Below are 17,093 nucleotides of genomic sequence, written 5' to 3' on the forward strand. Positions count from 1 at the left end.
AAAAGGGGCCGCATCGGCGGCCCCATAATCTTTCCGGCAGGGAACGTTACTCAGGACATGGCGTTGACCAGCTTGCTCAGGCGGGAAATTTTCCGGCTGGCGGTCGCCTTGTGAATAATCCCTTTGCTGGCAGCCTTGTCAATGAACGGCACGGCGCGTTCAAGGGCCGCCTGGGCGGTGGCGCTGTCCCCTTCCGCGACCGCGGTGCGGACCTGCTTGACGTAGGTGCGCATGGTCGAACGAACATGGGTGTTGCGCGCGGCGCGAACGGCATTTTGCTTGTTGCGTTTGATCGCTGATTTGTGATTGGCCAAGGTCCTATCCTCCGACGTTGTGGTGAAGAGCGTTTTGTGATGATCTGATTGGGCACGATTTATAACATTCGCCTATGGCTACGTCAAGTTAAAAAAATTCCAATCAAGTTGAATAAGTCATTAGGTGTCAGCTAGTTAACTCTTGTCGAGTGCGAATTAAATAAAAATAATCCTTTGACTTCGGGCCCTTGGCAGGGTTCCGGAGGCAGGCAGGGACAAAATGTCGGAGAAGGGGCAGATTACCATGGCAACCGGAATCATGGGGCTGGCGACCGGGCTAAGCCGTATCGCCGGTCTGGTTCGGGACATCGTCGTGGCCGCGCTCTTTGGCGCCGGTTTCGGCACCGACGCCTTCTTCATGGCTTTCACTATTCCCAATCTGCTGCGCCGGTTTTTCGCCGAGGGTTCCCTGACCGCCGCCTTTGTGCCGACCTTCTCCGATGTCTATCACAGGCAGGGTGAGGCCGAGGCGCGGCGGGTGGCCGCCATCTGCGCCACTCTCCTGACCCTGGTGATGGTAGTGGTGGTGATGGCGGGGATCCTCTGCTCCCCCCTGGTGGTCCGGATGATCGGCTATGGATTCGGCGCGGTGGAGGGGAAACTCGCCCTGACCGACACGCTCAACCGGGTGATGTTCCCTTATATCTTCTTCGCCAGTCTCCTCGCCCTGCTGACCGGCGTGGCCAATGTCTTCGGCCATTACTTTCTCCCCGCCCTCTCGCCCCTCCTCCTCAACCTCGCCATGATCGGCGCGGCGGTCCTGCTCGCACCACTGTTCGAGGTACCGGTCATGGCGCTGGCGATTGGCGTTCTGGTCGGCGGGCTCCTGCAACTGCTGCTGCAATTCCCCCTGTTACGGCGCTATGGCCTGTCGCTGCGCCCTGATTTCCATTTCCGGCATCCGGCCGTACAAAGGGTGGCGCGCCTGATGCTTCCCGGGCTGCTCGGCGTCGCCATTTACCAGATCAATGTCATCGTCACGCGGCTGCTCGCCTCGTTTCTCCCCGAGGGGAGCGTCTCCTATCTCTACTACGGCCAGCGGCTCTTCGAATTCCCCCAGGGGATATTCATCGTCTCCCTCGCCCAGGCGGTATTGCCGGCCATGAGCCGGCAGGCGGCGCTGGGGGATCGCGACGGCCTCAAGGATTCGTTGCGCTTTGCCCTGATCCTGCTCAACCTCATCATCCTGCCCGCCGCCCTCGGGCTCCTGCTCTGCTCGGTACCGATCTTCAGCCTCTTTTTCATGGGTGGTGCCTTCACCTTCCATGATGTCCAGCAGACGGCCCTGGCTCTTTCGGCCTATGCTCCCGGCCTGATCTTCGTCGGCATCAGCCGGGTGGTGGTGCCGACCTTCTACGCCATGCAGGATACCCGCACACCGGTCCTCGTCTCCCTCTGGACTCTGCTGGTCAATGCCGGCCTCGGCCTGGCCCTGATGGGCCCCATGCAGCATACCGGCCTGGCGCTGGCGCTGACCCTCGCGGCGGCCTTCAACGCCGTGGTCCTGGTCTGGGTATTGCGGCGCAGGATCGGACACCTGGGACTGAGGGAGGTGGGATCTTCGCTGCTGCGCAGCCTGCCGCCGCTGCTGCTGATGGCTGCGGTCGTCTATCTGCTCCTCGGGCTTGGCGATTGGGCCGCCCCGGGTGAGCGCCTGGTCAAGGGGGCCGTTCTCGCCCTGGCGATCGGCGTCGGGGGGCTGGTCTACGGCGGGGGTTGCCTCCTCTGCCGGGTTCCGGAAGTCGACCGGGTCATGGTATTCTGCAGGGAGAAGATAGCGAGGAGGCGAGGATGAGGCGTAAGGCTGCCAACGCGGCGAGATGCTGCGCGATCGGGATCAGTCCTGCGGGATGGCTGGGTGTCGTGGCCGGGCCGGACGGCCTGCTGGAAATCCTGCTGGCGCCGTCAGAAGAGGATGTCCGTGCGCGGCTCGCCCGCTATGTTCCGCCGTTGCAGGAAGGGCGGGACGGACTTTGCGGGGAGGCGCTTAATCAGTTGGAAGCCTTCCTCTCCGGGGCGCGACTGCACTTCAACCTCCCCCTCGATCTTGGAGATCAAAGCCCCTTTGCCCGTGCCGTGCTGACCGCCCTGCTGCAGGTGCCCGTCGGCGGCACCGTCAGCTATGGTGAACTCGCCCGTCGCGCCGGCCACCCCGGGGCGGCCCGGGCGGTCGGGCGGGTGATGGCCGGGAACCCCCTGCCACTTGTTATCCCCTGCCATCGCGTGGTCGGTGCCAGCGGCGATCTTACCGGCTATTCCGGGGGTTCTGGAGTTGCCACCAAGGAATGGTTGCTCGCCTTTGAACGGCAGCGGACCTGACCCTTGCCAAGTTCCATAAAAATTGTCAGGGGGCGGTTACAGAGGAGAAGGAAGAAACCTTCAACCGAGGCGGCCGGCCTGGCGCAACGCCTCGTAAAGCACGATGCCGGCGGCGGTGGAAAGGTTGAGGCTGCGCACTTCGGGGACGAAGATCGGGATGCGGATCGAGCGCTCGGGGTGAGTCGCCAGCAGTTCCGCCGGCAGGCCGCTGGTTTCGCGGCCGAATATCAGCAGGTCGCCCGGGCGGAAGGTCGCGGCGGTATAGGACCGATCCGCGTTTTTCGAGGTCAACCAGAAGCGGGCGGCGGGGTAGGCGGCGAACAGCGCCTCCAGTGACGGCCAGGTGCGGACGTCGATCACCGGCCAGTAGTCGAGCCCGGCCCGTTTCAGGTAGCGGTCGTCGAGGGAGAAGCCGAGTTGACCGACCAGGTGAAGGACGCTGCCGGTGGCGCCGCAGAGACGGGCAATATTCCCGGTGTTGGGCGGGATTTCCGGTTCGACCAGGACGATATGGAAGGGGAGCACGGTCATCTCAGGGGCGCCAGCGGCGGTGGACCCAGAACCACTGGCTGATGTCGCGGCGCACTGCGGTTTCGATGCAGGCGGTGAGCAGCGCCGTGTTGGCGGTGACCGCTTCCGGCGCCGGATCGTCGGCCAGCAGGATCGGTTTCTGGAACTCGATCTCGTAGCGATTGTCGGGGGTCCGCCAGCAGAAGATCGGGACGATCGGTACCTGCTGCTTCATGGCGATCTGGGTGATGATCGGCGTGGTCCAGGCGGGGCGACCGAAGAAGGGGACCTGAACCGCATGCTTGGGGGTCATGTGCTGGTCGATGAGGATGCCGACGCAGCGTTTTTCAGCCAGGGACTTGATAATCCGCCGGGCGCCCCGCTTGGCGTCGAGAAAACGGCACCCCCCCTGTTCACGAATGCGCTGGAAATAGTCGTTGATGGAGGGATTTTTCATGCGCTTGGCGACGAAGTCGGTGGGAAAGCCGAGGGCCGGCATGACGATGGCGCCGATCTCCCAAAAACCGACGTGGCCGGAGAGGAGGATGACCCCCTTGCCATGGGCGGCCGCCTTGTCCAGATGCTCCTGGCCCTTCACCGTGACGTATCGGTTGAATTGGGCGGGGTCATTGAGGCGATCGAGGAGGAGCATTTCGACGCCGCTGAGACCGAGGTGGCGAAAATGACTGACGAGTGTCCGGTCGAGCTCAGCCGGGCTCATCGCCGGAAACGCCTGCTGCAGATTGGCGCGGGCGGTGCGACGGCGTTTGCCGAGAAGATGGCAACTGAGCCGCCCGAGTCCGGCGCCGATGGCGAGAGCGAGGCGCCGGGGAAGGGCCCTTAGCAGAGCGGCTGCCGCCTGAAAAAGGATGTTTTCTATGTAGTTTTTCAGCCTGCGATCGGCCATGGTTCCGTCTCGGTGGGCTTTGGCAATAGGAGGGCAGGTCAATTTATGCGTGCCGCCGAAGTGGGCGATACTACCATGTGCCGGGAACGGGAACCAAGCAAAATGAACGCGATGAAATGAAGAAAAAGGGCGGGCCCGATGGCCCGCCCTTTTGGTCTGGCGTGTTGCTGCTGTTACCAGCGTTCGCTGCCGTGGCAGCTGGTGGTACAGGTTCGGGTCGAAGCGTTGTAGCTGTTCACCCGGGTGGAGCCGCCACCGATGGTAGCCGCAGCCGGTCCCTCCATGGCCGCCGTGTCAAGGCGGGTGAAGTGGTTGGTCGCCAGGGTGGTGGTGTTGTGACAGACGGTGCAGGCCTGGCGCGCATGGTTGCTTCGGCTGTGCTGACCGGAATTGTAGCTGTTGTATTGACCGGTGCCAATGGTATGGCAGGCGGTGCAGTCGCTGTTGACATTGATGCTGCCGGTCGACCAGTCCGGGGTCGTCTTGCCGCCGTGGCAGCTGACGTTGACGCAGGTCGCGGTGCCGTTGGGGTTCTCGGCGGCGCTGCCGCTCTTGGCATTGTAGGCCGAGAGGAAGCCGAGATCGATCCAGCCGTTGTGGGCGGCACCGGTGTGACAGGTATTGCAGACGGTTCCGACGTTGGCGAGGGCCTTGTGCACGGCATGAGCGCCGGCGCCGTTCGGGTAGGCACTGCCATTGGGCGGCTGGCCGTGGCAGGCGGTGCAATTGCTGTAGTCGGGACCCGGGGGCGTGGTCGGGTCGGCCGGCGGCAATGCATCGGCAATCGCCTGCACCTGCTCTGCAGTCAGGACGATGTAGCCCATGTTGCCGACATTGCCGGCAATGGCGGCGCTGATAGCGGCGGCGCTACGGCCGGGCTTGGTGGTGCTCGCTAGGTCAAGGTGACAACCGGCGCACTCTGCGGCATAAAGGGCGGCGCCGTCCAGGGGACCAGGCGTCGGGGGCGGTGGCGGGGTGACGACGACGCTGTTGGTCGCAACCCAGTCGACCAGAGCGGCGACCTCATTGGCGGCCAGCGCGACGCCGTTGTGGCCGGCGGCGAGCTTGGCGGCGATCAGCGCCGATTTGTTGTTGAGGTCAGGAGCGAAACCCACGGAATCGTAGGTCCCTAGCTTGTGACAGCCGGCACAGTTGCCATCGTAGAGCACGGCACCGTCGAGAGGGGCCGGAGTCGGGTCGGGCGGCGGCGGAGTGACGACGACGCTGTTGGTCGCAATCCAGTCGACCAGGGCCGCAATCTCGTTGGCGGCCAGGACGATGCTGTTGTGACCGGCGGCAAGCTTGGCCGCAATCAGGTTCGATTTGTTGTTGAGGTCGGGAGCAAACCCGGCGGTGTCGATGCTGCCGAATTTGTGACAGCCGGCACAGTTACCGTCGTAGATTGCGGAACCGTCGACCGGAACCGGAGTCGGGTCGGGCGGCGGCGGGGTGACGACGACGCTGTTGACGGCGATCCAGTCGACCAGGGCCGTCACTTCGTTGGCAGCCAGGGCGACGCCGTTGTGACCGGCGGCGAGCTTAGCGCTGATCAGGGTCGACTTGTTGTTGAGATCAGGGGCGAAACCCACGGTATCGTAGGTATCGAATTTGTGACAGCCGGCACAGTTGCCATCGTAGAGCGCGGCACCATCGAGAGGAACCGGAGTCGGGCCGGGCGGCGGCGGGGTGACGACGGTGCTGTTGGCAGCGATCCAGTCGACCAGGGCCGTCACTTCGTTGGCGGCCAGCGCGACACCGTTGTGGCCGGTGGCAAGTTTGGCACTGATCAGGGTCGACTTGTTGTTGAGGTCGGGGGCGAAACCCGCATTATCGAAGGTGTCGAACTTGTGACAGCCGGCGCAGTTTCCGTCGTAGAGGGCGCCGCCGTCCGGGGTCGGGGTCGGCGGCGGGGTCGGAGTGGTGGCGCCGTCGAGATAGGCGGCGAGGTCGCTCACCTGGGTCGCCGAAAGGCTGACGCCGTTGTGGCCGGCGCCGATCTTGGTCGCCACCAGTGATCCCTTGTTGGCCAGGTCCGGCGCGAAGCCGCTGGTATCGGCGCTGCCGAATTTGTGACAGGAGCTGCAACTGTTGTCGTAGACGACCTTGCCGGCAACAGCGTCGCCACCGCCGCCATTGCCGCCGTTGCCACCGCCAGTGGTGCCGTGGTTGGCGACGTAATGCTGGCGGGCGACGGCAGGAGCGGTAATCAGTACGGTGTCGATAGCGTTCAGGACCGGGTTACCGAGGCGTACCGCAGCCTGGGCGCTCTGGCAAAGGCTGGTCGCCGTGGCGACGAAATCGGCAGCTGTGAGCGCAGTACCGGCATCGACAACGGCCGGGTCATTGGCAAGGGCGCTGAAATTGGCCGAATTGAGAATCTCGGTGACGATGGTGACCGCATCCTGGAAGTTGGAGTCGCTGAGACTGGCGGCGTCAGGGCTGTAGTTGCCGGTCAGTTCCATGAAGGCGTTAGCAGCCATGGCGGCCTGCAACGGGGCCAGGCGGCTACCCGCGGTGACTCCTCCGGTCTGGTTGAAGGCGGCCATCGGGTCGGCATAGAGATCGGCCGACGACAGGCCGGTGAGGCCGGAGGCGGCAAAACGGTCGAGGACCTGCTGTTCGCTGGCTCCCCCGGCAAGCAGGGTCGTCAGTGGGGAGACGACCACGGTGCCGCTGGCATTGGTGCCGACCTTGCGCTTGAGAATACCGTGGTAGTCGACGCCGTTATGCTTGGGAACCGGTGACGGTTTGATGGTAATGGTCGATCCGGGGGTCAGCGGTCCCGGGAAGGTGAAGCTGCCGTCCGCCTGGGTCGGTGTGGACTGGCGTTGCAAAACGCCGCCGTCCGCGCCGATTTCCTGCAGGACCGCGCCGACGATGTAGGGATCGACCAGTACCCCCTGGGCGGCGGGGCCGCTCACATTGGTGCCGTCGCTGGCAGAATTGGTGCTTGAGCCGCAGCCGGCCAGCAGCATGGCGGCGGCCCACAGGATCAGTCCGAGGGAAAGAAGTTTTTGAAGTTTCAAGGGTAAGCTCCTTTGGCAAAGCCGGATCCTGTAAGCAGGGACAGAATGTCCTGAATCCGGCGGTTGTTGACCAATTCGGGGAGCGCGGCAGCCTGGTTGGAAGATTGGAAACCGGGTGCAAGGGCTGAGCGCGCTTGTCACCCTCCTGGGGGGATCGTCACTGAAAGGTCCCGACGGGTCAGGGCGGGAAGAATAGGAGCAATGATGCTTACTGAAGTTTGGAGTCGTCAGGGTTTAGCTTAGCAAAACGTGGGCCAAAAATGGCACATTAAAAAAATTTGAATTGCCAACACAGGCCTTAAATGTATGAAAATAAAGTAAAAGGAAGAAACGGCAGTGTGCCGGCTTCGCAACAGCATGGTAGCTGGTGAGGAGTTATACCTGATCTGGAGGAGGGGGGGGGAGGGGGGACTACGCAGGAAATTCGGAAATGAACGTAACGGCAATTGCGCAGATGCACAGTTATGAGATGGGCGCCGGCCGGAACCCGGGTATCCCGGGGACCGGCCGGCGATCAACCGTTAACCCTGGCTCGCGGCGAGCGCTTGATCCAGGTCGGCGATTATATCCTTGATATCTTCAATGCCGACAGAAACGCGGATGAAATCGGGAGTGACGCCGGCAGCAAGCTGGGCCTCGGCGGAGAGTTGCTGGTGGGTGGTGCTGGCCGGGTGAATAACCAGCGTCTTGGCGTCGCCGATATTGGCCAAATGACTTGCCAGCTTGACGCCGTCGATGAACCTGGCGCCGGCGGTCATCCCCCCCTTGATGCCAAAACCGAGAATGGCACCCTGGCCGGCCGGCAGGTAGCGGCGGGCGCGGGTATGATCGGGGTGGTTTTCCAGACCGGGGTAATTGACCCAGGAAACCAGGGGGTGAAGCTCCAGGAAGCGGGCGACGGCCAGGGCATTCTCGCAATGACGTGGCATCCGCACATGGAGGGTCTCCAGTCCCTGCAGAATCAGGAAACTGTTGAAGGGGGAAATGCAGGGGCCCAAATCCCGCAGCAGGGTCAGGCGCATCTTGAGGATGTAGGCGAGGTTGCCGAGGGCCTCGTGGTAGACCAGGCCGTGATAGCTGGGGTCAGGGGTGGTGTATTCGGGAAAACGGCCGCTCGACCAGTCGAAGTTGCCGCTATCGACCACGGCGCCGCCGATACTGGTGCCGTGTCCGCCAATGAATTTGGTCAGGGAATAAACAACGATGTCGGCGCCATGTTCGATTGGCCGGAACAGGGCAGGGGTGGCCACCGTGTTGTCAACGATAAAAGGGAGGCCGTGATCGTGGGCAAGCTTCGCCAGGGTTTCGAAATCGTCGACGTTGTTTTTCGGATTGCCAATCGTCTCCGTATAGACGGCTTTGGTGTTGTCGTCAATGGCGGCCTTCACGGCGGCCGGGTCGCCGGAGTTGACAAACTTGACGGTAATCCCCATGCGCCGGAAGGTGTGGCTGAACAAATTGTAGGTGCCGCCGTAAAGGTAGCTGCTCGCGACGATGTTGTCGCCGGCCTGGGCAAGATTGAGAATGGCCAGGGTCACCGCCGCCGAGCCGGAGGAGAGCGCCAGTGCGCCGACGCCGCCATCGAGGTCGGCCAGGCGCTTTTCGAGAACATCGCTGGTCGGGTTCATCAGCCGGGTATAGATATTCCCCATCTCCTTGAGGCCAAAAAGATTCGCGGCATGTTCCGAGGAGTTGAAGGTGTAGGAGCTGGTCTGGTAAATAGGAACCGCGCGGGCGTTGGTGGTCGGGTCGGGGACCTGACCGGCGTGAAGGGCTTTGGTGCCGATACCTGGCGACGGGTTGCTCATGGCGTTCTCCTTAACGGTTGGTTACCCAAGCTGGCAGGTCAAGAAACTGTGTGGTTAATGGCTAGCAGAATGAAGTTTGTCTGTCAAGAATATTCTCGGAGATTTAACGGTTGATCGGCGAGAATCTTCACGGCAGGGCCGGTGGCTCTTTTCTGTGCGGAATTATAACAGTTCCGGTTTGCCCTGGCACAGAAAAGAATCTGCGGGGTTGCGGCAAGGCCGGTTATTCACTAAGCTGAACCGCGACTTCCGGGTTAGGTTTGGCGCAGCAGGAATAAGCCCCCTCAGGCATGGCGGCAATGGACGAGGTTTTTCTCGAAGCCCTGGTTGTTGAGTTGCGGAGCCGGTTGTGCGGTGCCGCGGTCAACAAAATCTTCCAGTGTGGGTCGAATGACCTGGTCTTCCGAGTCTGGACCGGCCGCGACAATCTGCGGCTGCTGCTCTCCGCCGACCCGGGCGCACCACGGCTCTACCTGACCACAACCGCGCTCCCCAATCCGGCAGCGCCCCCCCGCTTCTGCCAGTTGCTGCGGTCCCGGTTACGGCGCCTGCTGACGATCGAGCGAGTGCCCGGCGAGCGCATCGTTCTTCTCCGCTTCGCCGGGGCGGGGGGTGAGCAATGGGAGGTAGTCGCCGAGTTTTTCGGCAATCGGCCCAACCTGATCCTGATCGATGGTGACGGCCGCATTGTTGATGCGTTGCAGCGCATCACCGGGGGCGAGCGTCCCTGCATTCCCGGCCAGGTTTATCCCTTGCCGCCACCTCGGGCACGTTTTCTCCTGGCCACGGGACTCCCCGCCATCCCCCCTGGAGTAGACCTTCGTTCCTGGCTTCTTCACCAGGTCACGCCGATGAGCCCCCTGGTCGCCAGCGACCTCGCCGCGGCGACAGCTACCGGGGTCGACCCGGTCGTGGCCCTGGAGCACTTCCGCCAACGTTGGGTGGCCGCAGACTTTGCGCCGGGCATCGCGGTCATCAATGACCGCCCGGTCCTGTTTGCGTTTCCGCCCGATTACCTGGAAATGGACGGGCCCCAGCTTTTTGATTCATCATCGGCGGCGGCCGAGGCCTTCTACGCTTCCCGGGCGGGGGGTGATCTTTTCGGTGGCGGGCGCAGGGAACTCGAATCGCTGGTAGCAAAGGCCGTCGCCCGCCTCGAAAAGCGCCTTGCCCATATCGCCGCCGAAGAGGAGAGGGCGGCCGGCGCCAAGCGGCAGCGCGAGTTCGGCGACCTGTTGCTCGCCAATCTGCACCTGTTGCGCCGCGGGCTGACTGAGATCGTTCTTACCGACTGGTACACCGACCCGCCGCAACCGGTATGCATCCCCCTCGATCCGGCCCTCTCTCCGCAGGAGAACGCGGCGGCCTGTTTCCGCCGTCATCGCAAGGGAAAGCGGGCGCTGAAGCACATCGAGCGCCGCCGCGCCGAAACCCGCGCCGAACTCGAATGGCTCGGCGGCGTCGCCCTCGCCCTTGATGAGCTTGAGTCGCCTGAGGAACTGGGTGCTCTGCGGGCGGAACTCGCCGCGGCCGGATTGCTCAAACTGCGCCCCGAACCGGGGCGTGCGCGCCAGGCTACTCCCGGCACTCTGTTGCGCAGCACCCGGACGCCCGGCGGGTTTCTCCTCTACTGGGGGCGCAACAATCGCAGCAACGATCGGGTCAGCAGGGAGCTTACCGCTGGCGACGACCTCTGGTTTCATGCCCATAACATTCCCGGTTGCCACCTGGTTCTGAAGCGCGATTCGAAGGGTGTCGAGGTTCCCGAGGAAGATATCGAATTTGCCGCGGCCCTGGCCGCCGGCTATTCGCGGGGGAGGGACGCGGCGCGGGTCGATGTGATCGTCGCCGCCGGTCGCGAGGTGCGCAAGCCGAAAGGGGTGCGACCGGGACTGGTCAGCGTTGGCCATTTCCGTACCGTGCGGGTTATCCCGCGGCGCCTCCCTCCGGCCGGCGATCCCGGTGAGAATTGACGCAGGGCCACTTTTTTTGGTTGCAAAGGATGAGGCCTTTTGTTATAAACACCTTCGCTTCACGCCCAAGTGGTGGAATTGGTAGACACGCTAGGTTCAGGGTCTAGTGACCGTAGGGTCGTGGGAGTTCGAGTCTCCCCTTGGGCACCACAACTAAGATGACGGGCCAGCCGATTGACGGCTGGCCCTTTTTCTTTGGTGCGCCAGGCATGGCGCGTAGCGCCTTGACTGGCGCTGTCTGATTCACTGTGGTGGTGAATCAGTGACTTGGGGGTGCAAGTCCCCTGCGGACCCTGATGGCGGGAACCGCTAGCCGGACGGCAAGGGTGTCCATCGCGAGGTGGAATCTGAAGGAAGCCGCAGGCAAAATCCCGGTCCGACGAACAGAAACCGCATGAGGCAGTCTCATCCGGGCGAGAAGGCCAATATCTTCAAAGCCCGATAGCCATCCGGGAGGGTGGGGCTGTAGATGCGGCGGGTAGATGGGAGGAAGGTCACGCGCATTACCCTGGGAGATCTGTCGGTCTGCCTCGTGCTACCGTCACCGTAAGGTGTCGGGACGGGCCGGCAGAAGTCAGCAGAGGCCGTAGTAGCCGGAGTAACCACCCGGCAAAGGGCCGAACACGAGGCGTCGTTTCAGGAGACTCGCGTTTCGATGACGACAAGAGCAGCAGAAGTCCCGGTCGAGATACCGGGAGCCGTCCCGGAGGGCAGCGGCCGGAAGCCGCCAGAGCATGGGAGCGGTGCGTCAAACGTCACGGCAACGAGAGACCCTTCCTGGACGAAAGCGGAAAGGGGGCTGATGGAAGACGTCGTCAGCCGCCCGAACATGATGGCGGCCTTAGAGCGGGTGGAAGCCAACAAGGGCGCCCCCGGCATCGACGAGATGACGACGGGCGAGCTTCGCGGTTTTCTCAAGGAGAAGTGGCCGACCATCAGGGAAGAGTTGCTGAATGGGACGTATCGCCCCCAGCCGGTGCGGAAGGTGGAAATCGAGAAGCCCGACGGGGGAGTGCGCACCCTGGGAATCCCCACGGTGTGCGATCGGCTCATTCAGCAGGCGCTGCATCAGGTGCTGACGCCGCTATTCGATCCGGACTTCTCCGAGAGCTCCTACGGGTATCGTCCCGGACGGAGTGCCTGGCAGGCGGTTAGAGCCGCCCGTCGGCATGTGGCCGACGGCAAGCGCTGGGTGGTCGATATCGACCTGGAGAAGTTCTTCGACCGGGTGAACCACGACATCCTCATGTCGCGGGTCGCCCGTAAGGTCGAAGACAAGCGGGTATTGCTGCTCATCCGGCGGTACCTGCAAGCCGGAGTGCTCGAAGGCGGGCTTGTGTCGCAGAGGGTGGAAGGGACGCCGCAGGGTGGTCCCCTCTCACCTCTTCTGTCGAACATCCTGCTCGACGCGTTCGACAAGGAACTGGAGAGGCGCGGTCACGCCTTCTGCCGCTACGCCGACGACTGCAACATTTACGTGCAGACCAGGCGCAGCGGCCAAAGGGTCATGGCCAGTCTCACCCGGTTCCTGGAGGAGCGGCTGGCACTCAAGGTCAACGTCGCCAAAAGCGCCGTCGACCGTCCTTGGAAAAGGGTCTTTCTGGGTTACAGCATGACCTTTCACAAGAAACCCCGCCTCAAAGTGGCGGAGTCGAGAGTGAAGCGGTTCAAGGCCGGACTCAGGAAGGTCTGCCGACGGGGCAGGGGACGCAGTCTCGCTCAGGTCATCAAAGAAATCACCCCGAAGCTACGGGGGTGGGCCTCTTACTTCCGCCTGGCGGAGGTCAAAGGCATCTTCGAAGAACTGGACAAATGGCTGCGGCGGAAGCTGCGCTGCATTCTATGGCGACAGTGGAAGCGCCCCTATACCCGGGCCAAGAGGTTGATGCAGCGGGGATTGCCGGAAGCCCGGGCGTGGAAATCGGCCACGAACGGGCGAGGCCCCTGGTGGAACTCAGGGGCCTCGCACATGAATGAAGCGTATCCGACATCCTTCTTTCGCTACTTGGGGCTGATCCGCTTGACCGATCAGCACCGCCGCTTTCAGAGCGCCTTGTGAACCGCCGTGTACGGAACCGTACGCACGGTGGTGTGGGAGGACGGCGGGGGCGACCCCGCCTCCTACCCGATGCCGGCAGCGGAAATCATGTCTTGCCGAGCCGGCAGCGGGCGCTGTATAAGAAAAGAGCTATTCCTGCTGATCTTGGCACCGAAGCGAAGGCTGCAAAGATGGATATCGAGACCTTGCGGAGTTATCTTCTTGCCAGACCCGGCGCCGAAGAGACCTATCCCTTCGACGCGGAGACCCTGGCTGTCAAGGTCGGCGGCAGGATCTTTGCCTTGTTGATGCCTGGCGACGGTCCGGCCTGGCTCAACCTCAAGTGCCTGCCGGAGCACGCCGAAATTCTGCGCGAGCTTTATCCCGCAGTTTTGCCGGGCTACCATATGAACAAGCGCCATTGGAACACCGTGGTCCTCGACGGCACCCTGCCGGATGCGGACCTGGAGGGGATGATCGACGAGTCGTATCGTCTGGTCGTAGCGGGGCTGCCCCGCTCGCGGCGTCCCGGTTGACACCATTATCCTGACTGCTGATTACCCACCCCAAGGGAGTGAACCATGCCGACTGCTACCGCCCGCCATATCCTGGTCGCCAGTGAAGCTGACTGCCTGAAACTCAAGGCTGAAATCGAGGCCGGCGCCGATTTTGCCGAGGTCGCCCTGCAGAATTCCTCCTGCCCGTCGCGGATGCGCGGCGGCGACCTGGGTGCGTTTCGTGCTGGCGACATGGTCCAGGAATTCGACGCCGCGGTCTTTTCCGGTCCGGTCGGGCAGCTCCTCGGACCGGTCCAGACCCAGTTCGGTTTCCACCTGATGGAAGTCACCAAGCGCTGGTAACCGGTGCGTTTATGATCGGGGTGCGTCGCTTCCTGCTGATCCTGGCCCTTCTGCTCCTCCCTTGGCCCGCCTCGGCCGCGAACCCCTGGCAGGGTTGGAACGCGCTCTGCGCGGCGATTCGCAGCGAGACGATCACCCCCGCCCAGGCCCGGGCCCAGGCCAAAAAATTGCTGCCGCAATTGCGTGCCGCCAGCCGGGAAATCGCGCCGACACCACATGTCTTCCCCGTCGCCGGTTATGGTCCCGAGTGTGGCGAGGGGGGGCGCAACTATCATCTTGGCCGGTTCGATTTCTATAACAACCGCAGCCGCAAGGGACTTCACCCCGCCCACGATCTCTTTATCACCGACCAGGACCAGGACAGTCGCGACGACGCCTCCGGCGCCCCGGTGACGATCCTTGCCTTCAGTTCCGGGGTCGTGGCCGCCACCAACAGTGGCTGGCAACCGGGGACACCCACCTATGGCGGCAACTGCATCTGGGTTTACGATCCCGCCAGCGACCGTTTCTGTTACTACGCCCACCTCGAACGGGTCGATGTCATGCCCGGCGATGTCGTCAGCGCCGGAACGCCCCTCGGCATCATGGGACGAACCGGAATCAACGCCCAGGCCCGGCGTAGCCCCACCCACCTGCACTTCATGGTGGTCGCCTGGGACCGGGGACGGATGACGCCGATCAACCCCTGGCCAGAACTCCTCGCGGCCCAACGGCTCCCGGCCCGTTAAGGGTGTGGCCAGCCGCCAATTTCCTTGCCTGGTGGTTACCCTTTTGCTACCATCAGCGCCATGGATATCCGCCTGGTTCTCAAACAATGTCCGATGTTTGCCGGTGTCACCAGCGACGACCTTGACGAGCTGTTGCAGGTGGCAAGATCCCGTGACTGCGAAAAGGGGGAACTCCTTTTCTCCAGCGGTGACACGGCCGCCGGTTTCTATGTCCTGGCTGCCGGCAAGGTCAAAATTTACAAGCTCTCCCCCGATGGCAAGGAGCGCATCCTGCACATCGTCCACCCGGTGGCAACCTTTGCCGAGGCGGCGATCTTCGGTGATGGCCGCTACCCGGCCTACGCCGAGCCCCTCGAAAAATCGTTGCTGATCTTCTTCCCGAAGCAGGAATTCCTCGACCTGTTGCAACGCCAGGGGCGCATTGCGATCAATATGATCGGTGGCCTCTCCCGCTTTTTGCGGCAGTTCGCCACCCAGGTGGAGGAGCTGACCTTCAAGGATGTCCCCGCCCGGCTCTCCCGCTATATCCTCGATCTCGCCGGGGCCAGGGAGACCGCCTTTCTGCCGATCTCCAAGTCCCAGCTCGCCTCCAACCTCGGCACTGTCAGTGAAACCCTGTCGCGAACCCTGCGCAAGCTCTCCGACGACGACCTGATTGCCGTCGAAGGGCGGACGATCCGTATTCTCGATGCCGAACGTCTCGCCGATCTGGCCGATAGTTTTCGCGAACGCTGATCCTCTTTGGCGCGCCGGGGACCCGCCGGCGGCGCAGGAGCCTGCCATGCTCTTCCCGGATCGCGCTGAATCTTCCCTTGCACGGTTTCCGGTCGATGTCACCGGCCCCGTACTCCAAGCAGGAGGTATCCTTGCCGAATAAATTGCGGGACAGCGTGGCTGGTAGAAAGCCGTCCCTTCTGCTGATCGCCGAGGATGCCGCTGTCGGGTCCCGGGTGCGTCAGGCCCTGGCAGGGATGCCGGAGCCAGCCGCCTGGACGATTCACGAGATCGCCTGGGAGCAGGGGGCAGTGACGCTTGCCAGCGCCGATTGCGCTCTGGCCCTGGTCGCCGGCAAGCCCGATAGCCAAGCGGCGCTCGAACTCCTGCGCCAGGCGCAGCTGCCTCCTTCTCGCCCGGTCCTGCTGGTTGGTGGTTTCGATCCCGCAACTGCGAACGAAGTCGGTGCCGCTGACTTAATCACCCTGGACGAACTGACACCGGCGCTCATCGGCCGGGTCCTTCGTTATCAGCTTCAACGCCGGCAGCTCGAAGACCAGATCGCCCGCCTCGGGCAATTCGATTCGCTGACCGGCCTCCCCAACCGCTTCCTCTTCCACGACCGGCTCGCCCAGCTTCTCGCCCGCGCCTGCCGCGATGCCACCCAGGTCGGGGTCATGCTCCTCGGGATTGACCGTTTCAAGGGGGTGACCGAGTCGCTCGGCCACCGGGTCGGGGACTTGGTGCTGCAGGCGGTGGCACGGCGGCTCAGCGATTCGATCCGCGAATGCGACACGGTGGCGCGTCTCGACGGGGACGAGTTCGTCCTCCTCTTTTCCGGACTGCGGAACCATCGCCAGGCAGCGGCCATGGCCGCGCGGATTCTGGTCACATTTGCCCGCCCCTCCCAGATTGGAGAGCGGGAAATCTACCTCTCGCCGAGCATCGGCATCGCCATTTACCCCTTTGACGGCAATGAAGGGGAGCTCCTGATGGGCTGCGCGGAGACCGCCCTCTCGATGGCCCGGAGCAATGGTGGCAACTGCTATCAATTCTTCGCTCCGGAGATGAACGCCGCCGCCCGGGAACGGCTCGAACTCGAAACCGGCCTGCATCGGGCGCTGGAGCGGGATGAATTCCTGCTCCATTACCTGCCCCAGTTTGACCTCGCCAGTGGTGAACTGATCGGTTTCGAGGCACTGCTGCGCTGGCAGTCGCCGGACCATGGCCTGGTGATGCCGCGCCGGTTTATCCCCCTGCTTGAGGAGAATGGCCTGATCTGCAGTGTCGGCGAGTGGGTGCTGCGCAGCGCCTGCCGGCAACTGCGGCGCTGGCAGGAGGCTGGCCTGCGACCGGGTCGCCTCGCCGTTAACCTCTCTGGTCGCCAGTTGCGGGTCCCCGGCCTGGTCGAATTGTTCATGGGGATTTTACGGGAGACCGGGGTTGATCCTGCCCAACTCGATATCGAACTGACCGAAGGGCACGTCATGCAGCAGCTGCAGCTCAACGTCGAGGTTCTGCGGCGTCTTACCGACCAGGGGGTGCAGCTGGTGATGGACGATTTCGGTACCGAGGATTCTTCTTTGAGCTGCCTTAAGCATCTTCCCGTCAACAAGGTCAAGATTGACCAGAGTTTCACCAGCCAGATCGGTCGCAGCGCCGAGGATGATGCCCTGATCCGGGCGATCATCGCCATGAGCCACAGCCTCGGTTTGAAGGTGATCGGCGAAGGGATCGAGAGCCGGGAACAGCTCGACTTTTTGCGCGCCCAGGGGTGCGAGGAAGGGCAGGGCTTCTGGTTTGCGCCGGCCCGGAGTGCTGCCGAAATCGAGCAAATGCTCAGGAGCCGCTGAGGCACGTTTCAATTTGACCCTGGTCAAGGCCGCTCTCCCGGCT

Annotated in this window: 14 protein-coding genes and 1 tRNA gene; 10 read left to right on the plus strand and 5 right to left on the minus strand. The window is 63.1% G+C overall.

The annotated features are described in order from the left end of the window. Nucleotides 1-50: 50 nt before the first annotated feature. Nucleotides 51-314, minus strand: coding sequence for a 30S ribosomal protein S20 (rpsT, locus tag DBW_RS08065; RefSeq protein WP_066726722.1), 264 nt, complete (start codon nt 312-314; stop codon nt 51-53). Between the two features lie 220 nt (nt 315-534). Between rpsT and murJ the strand changes: the two genes are divergently transcribed. Then, complete coding sequence (gene murJ / locus DBW_RS08070; protein WP_066726724.1) at nt 535-2,109, plus strand: murein biosynthesis integral membrane protein MurJ; 1,575 nt, start codon at nt 535-537, stop codon at nt 2,107-2,109. Continuing rightward, nucleotides 2,106-2,633: a methylated-DNA--[protein]-cysteine S-methyltransferase gene (locus DBW_RS08075; protein WP_066726726.1), complete on the plus strand. Its 528-nt coding sequence runs from the start codon at nt 2,106-2,108 to the stop codon at nt 2,631-2,633. Before murJ ends, DBW_RS08075 begins: the two co-directional genes overlap by 4 nt. 60 nt (nt 2,634-2,693) lie before the next feature. Here DBW_RS08075 and DBW_RS08080 read toward each other — a convergent pair whose 3' ends face one another. The 4 genes from DBW_RS08080 to DBW_RS08095 all read right to left on the minus strand — a co-directional run bounded on the left by DBW_RS08080 (nt 2,694) and on the right by DBW_RS08095 (nt 8,884). Next, nucleotides 2,694-3,164: a tRNA (cytidine(34)-2'-O)-methyltransferase gene (locus tag DBW_RS08080; protein ID WP_066726729.1), complete on the minus strand. Its 471-nt coding sequence runs from the start codon at nt 3,162-3,164 to the stop codon at nt 2,694-2,696. Between the two features lies 1 nt (nt 3,165). Beyond that, complete coding sequence (locus DBW_RS08085; protein WP_066726731.1) at nt 3,166-4,050, minus strand: lysophospholipid acyltransferase family protein; 885 nt, start codon at nt 4,048-4,050, stop codon at nt 3,166-3,168. 173 nt (nt 4,051-4,223) lie between these two features. Next, on the minus strand, nt 4,224-7,076 hold the full coding sequence (locus DBW_RS08090) for a CxxxxCH/CxxCH domain-containing protein (protein ID WP_066726732.1): 2,853 nt from the start codon (nt 7,074-7,076) through the stop codon (nt 4,224-4,226). Nucleotides 7,077-7,597: 521 nt separating this feature from the next. Beyond that, a complete protein-coding gene (locus DBW_RS08095) occupies nt 7,598-8,884 on the minus strand; it encodes an O-acetylhomoserine aminocarboxypropyltransferase/cysteine synthase family protein (protein WP_066726733.1) in 1,287 nt (428 codons plus the stop codon). Nucleotides 8,885-9,183: 299 nt separating this feature from the next. On the opposite strand from DBW_RS08095, the gene DBW_RS08100 reads away from it, so the two are divergent. The 8 genes from DBW_RS08100 (at nt 9,184) to DBW_RS08135 (ending at nt 17,050) form a co-directional block, all read left to right on the plus strand. Continuing rightward, nucleotides 9,184-10,857, plus strand: coding sequence for an Rqc2 family fibronectin-binding protein (locus DBW_RS08100; protein WP_066726734.1), 1,674 nt, complete (start codon nt 9,184-9,186; stop codon nt 10,855-10,857). Nucleotides 10,858-10,920: 63 nt separating this feature from the next. Continuing rightward, a tRNA-Leu gene (locus DBW_RS08105) sits at nt 10,921-11,007 on the plus strand. Between the two features lie 505 nt (nt 11,008-11,512). Further along, nucleotides 11,513-12,916: a group II intron reverse transcriptase/maturase gene (ltrA, locus tag DBW_RS08110; protein ID WP_066724184.1), complete on the plus strand. Its 1,404-nt coding sequence runs from the start codon at nt 11,513-11,515 to the stop codon at nt 12,914-12,916. A 170-nt stretch (nt 12,917-13,086) separates the two neighbouring features. Beyond that, nucleotides 13,087-13,431, plus strand: coding sequence for an MmcQ/YjbR family DNA-binding protein (locus tag DBW_RS08115; RefSeq protein ID WP_066726736.1), 345 nt, complete (start codon nt 13,087-13,089; stop codon nt 13,429-13,431). Nucleotides 13,432-13,476: 45 nt separating this feature from the next. Then, complete coding sequence (locus DBW_RS08120) at nt 13,477-13,755, plus strand: peptidylprolyl isomerase (RefSeq protein ID WP_066726738.1); 279 nt, start codon at nt 13,477-13,479, stop codon at nt 13,753-13,755. Between the two features lie 11 nt (nt 13,756-13,766). After that, nucleotides 13,767-14,483, plus strand: coding sequence for a M23 family metallopeptidase (locus DBW_RS08125; protein ID WP_066726745.1), 717 nt, complete (start codon nt 13,767-13,769; stop codon nt 14,481-14,483). 60 nt (nt 14,484-14,543) lie between these two features. Further along, nucleotides 14,544-15,218, plus strand: coding sequence for a Crp/Fnr family transcriptional regulator (locus DBW_RS08130; RefSeq protein WP_082820248.1), 675 nt, complete (start codon nt 14,544-14,546; stop codon nt 15,216-15,218). A 131-nt stretch (nt 15,219-15,349) separates the two neighbouring features. Next, a complete protein-coding gene (locus DBW_RS08135) occupies nt 15,350-17,050 on the plus strand; it encodes a putative bifunctional diguanylate cyclase/phosphodiesterase (RefSeq protein WP_197463759.1) in 1,701 nt (566 codons plus the stop codon). Nucleotides 17,051-17,093 lie beyond the last annotated feature (43 nt).

The organism is Desulfuromonas sp. DDH964, assembly GCF_001611275.1.
Classification (GTDB): Bacteria; Desulfobacterota; Desulfuromonadia; order Desulfuromonadales; family DDH964; genus DDH964.

What these genes read in the sequence shown, in the direction of transcription:
- murJ (WP_066726724.1), top strand. Translation starts at nt 535, where the DNA reads ATGTCGGAGAAGGGGCAGATTACCATGGCAACCGGAATCATGGGGCTG.
- DBW_RS08075 (WP_066726726.1), top strand. Translation starts at nt 2,106, where the DNA reads ATGAGGCGTAAGGCTGCCAACGCGGCGAGATGCTGCGCGATCGGGATC.
- DBW_RS08080 (WP_066726729.1), bottom strand. Translation starts at nt 3,164, where the DNA reads ATGACCGTGCTCCCCTTCCATATCGTCCTGGTCGAACCGGAAATCCCG.
- DBW_RS08085 (WP_066726731.1), bottom strand. Translation starts at nt 4,050, where the DNA reads ATGGCCGATCGCAGGCTGAAAAACTACATAGAAAACATCCTTTTTCAG.
- DBW_RS08095 (WP_066726733.1), bottom strand. Translation starts at nt 8,884, where the DNA reads ATGAGCAACCCGTCGCCAGGTATCGGCACCAAAGCCCTTCACGCCGGT.
- DBW_RS08100 (WP_066726734.1), top strand. Translation starts at nt 9,184, where the DNA reads ATGGACGAGGTTTTTCTCGAAGCCCTGGTTGTTGAGTTGCGGAGCCGG.
- ltrA (WP_066724184.1), top strand. Translation starts at nt 11,513, where the DNA reads ATGACGACAAGAGCAGCAGAAGTCCCGGTCGAGATACCGGGAGCCGTC.
- DBW_RS08115 (WP_066726736.1), top strand. Translation starts at nt 13,087, where the DNA reads ATGGATATCGAGACCTTGCGGAGTTATCTTCTTGCCAGACCCGGCGCC.
- DBW_RS08120 (WP_066726738.1), top strand. Translation starts at nt 13,477, where the DNA reads ATGCCGACTGCTACCGCCCGCCATATCCTGGTCGCCAGTGAAGCTGAC.
- DBW_RS08125 (WP_066726745.1), top strand. Translation starts at nt 13,767, where the DNA reads ATGATCGGGGTGCGTCGCTTCCTGCTGATCCTGGCCCTTCTGCTCCTC.
- DBW_RS08130 (WP_082820248.1), top strand. Translation starts at nt 14,544, where the DNA reads ATGGATATCCGCCTGGTTCTCAAACAATGTCCGATGTTTGCCGGTGTC.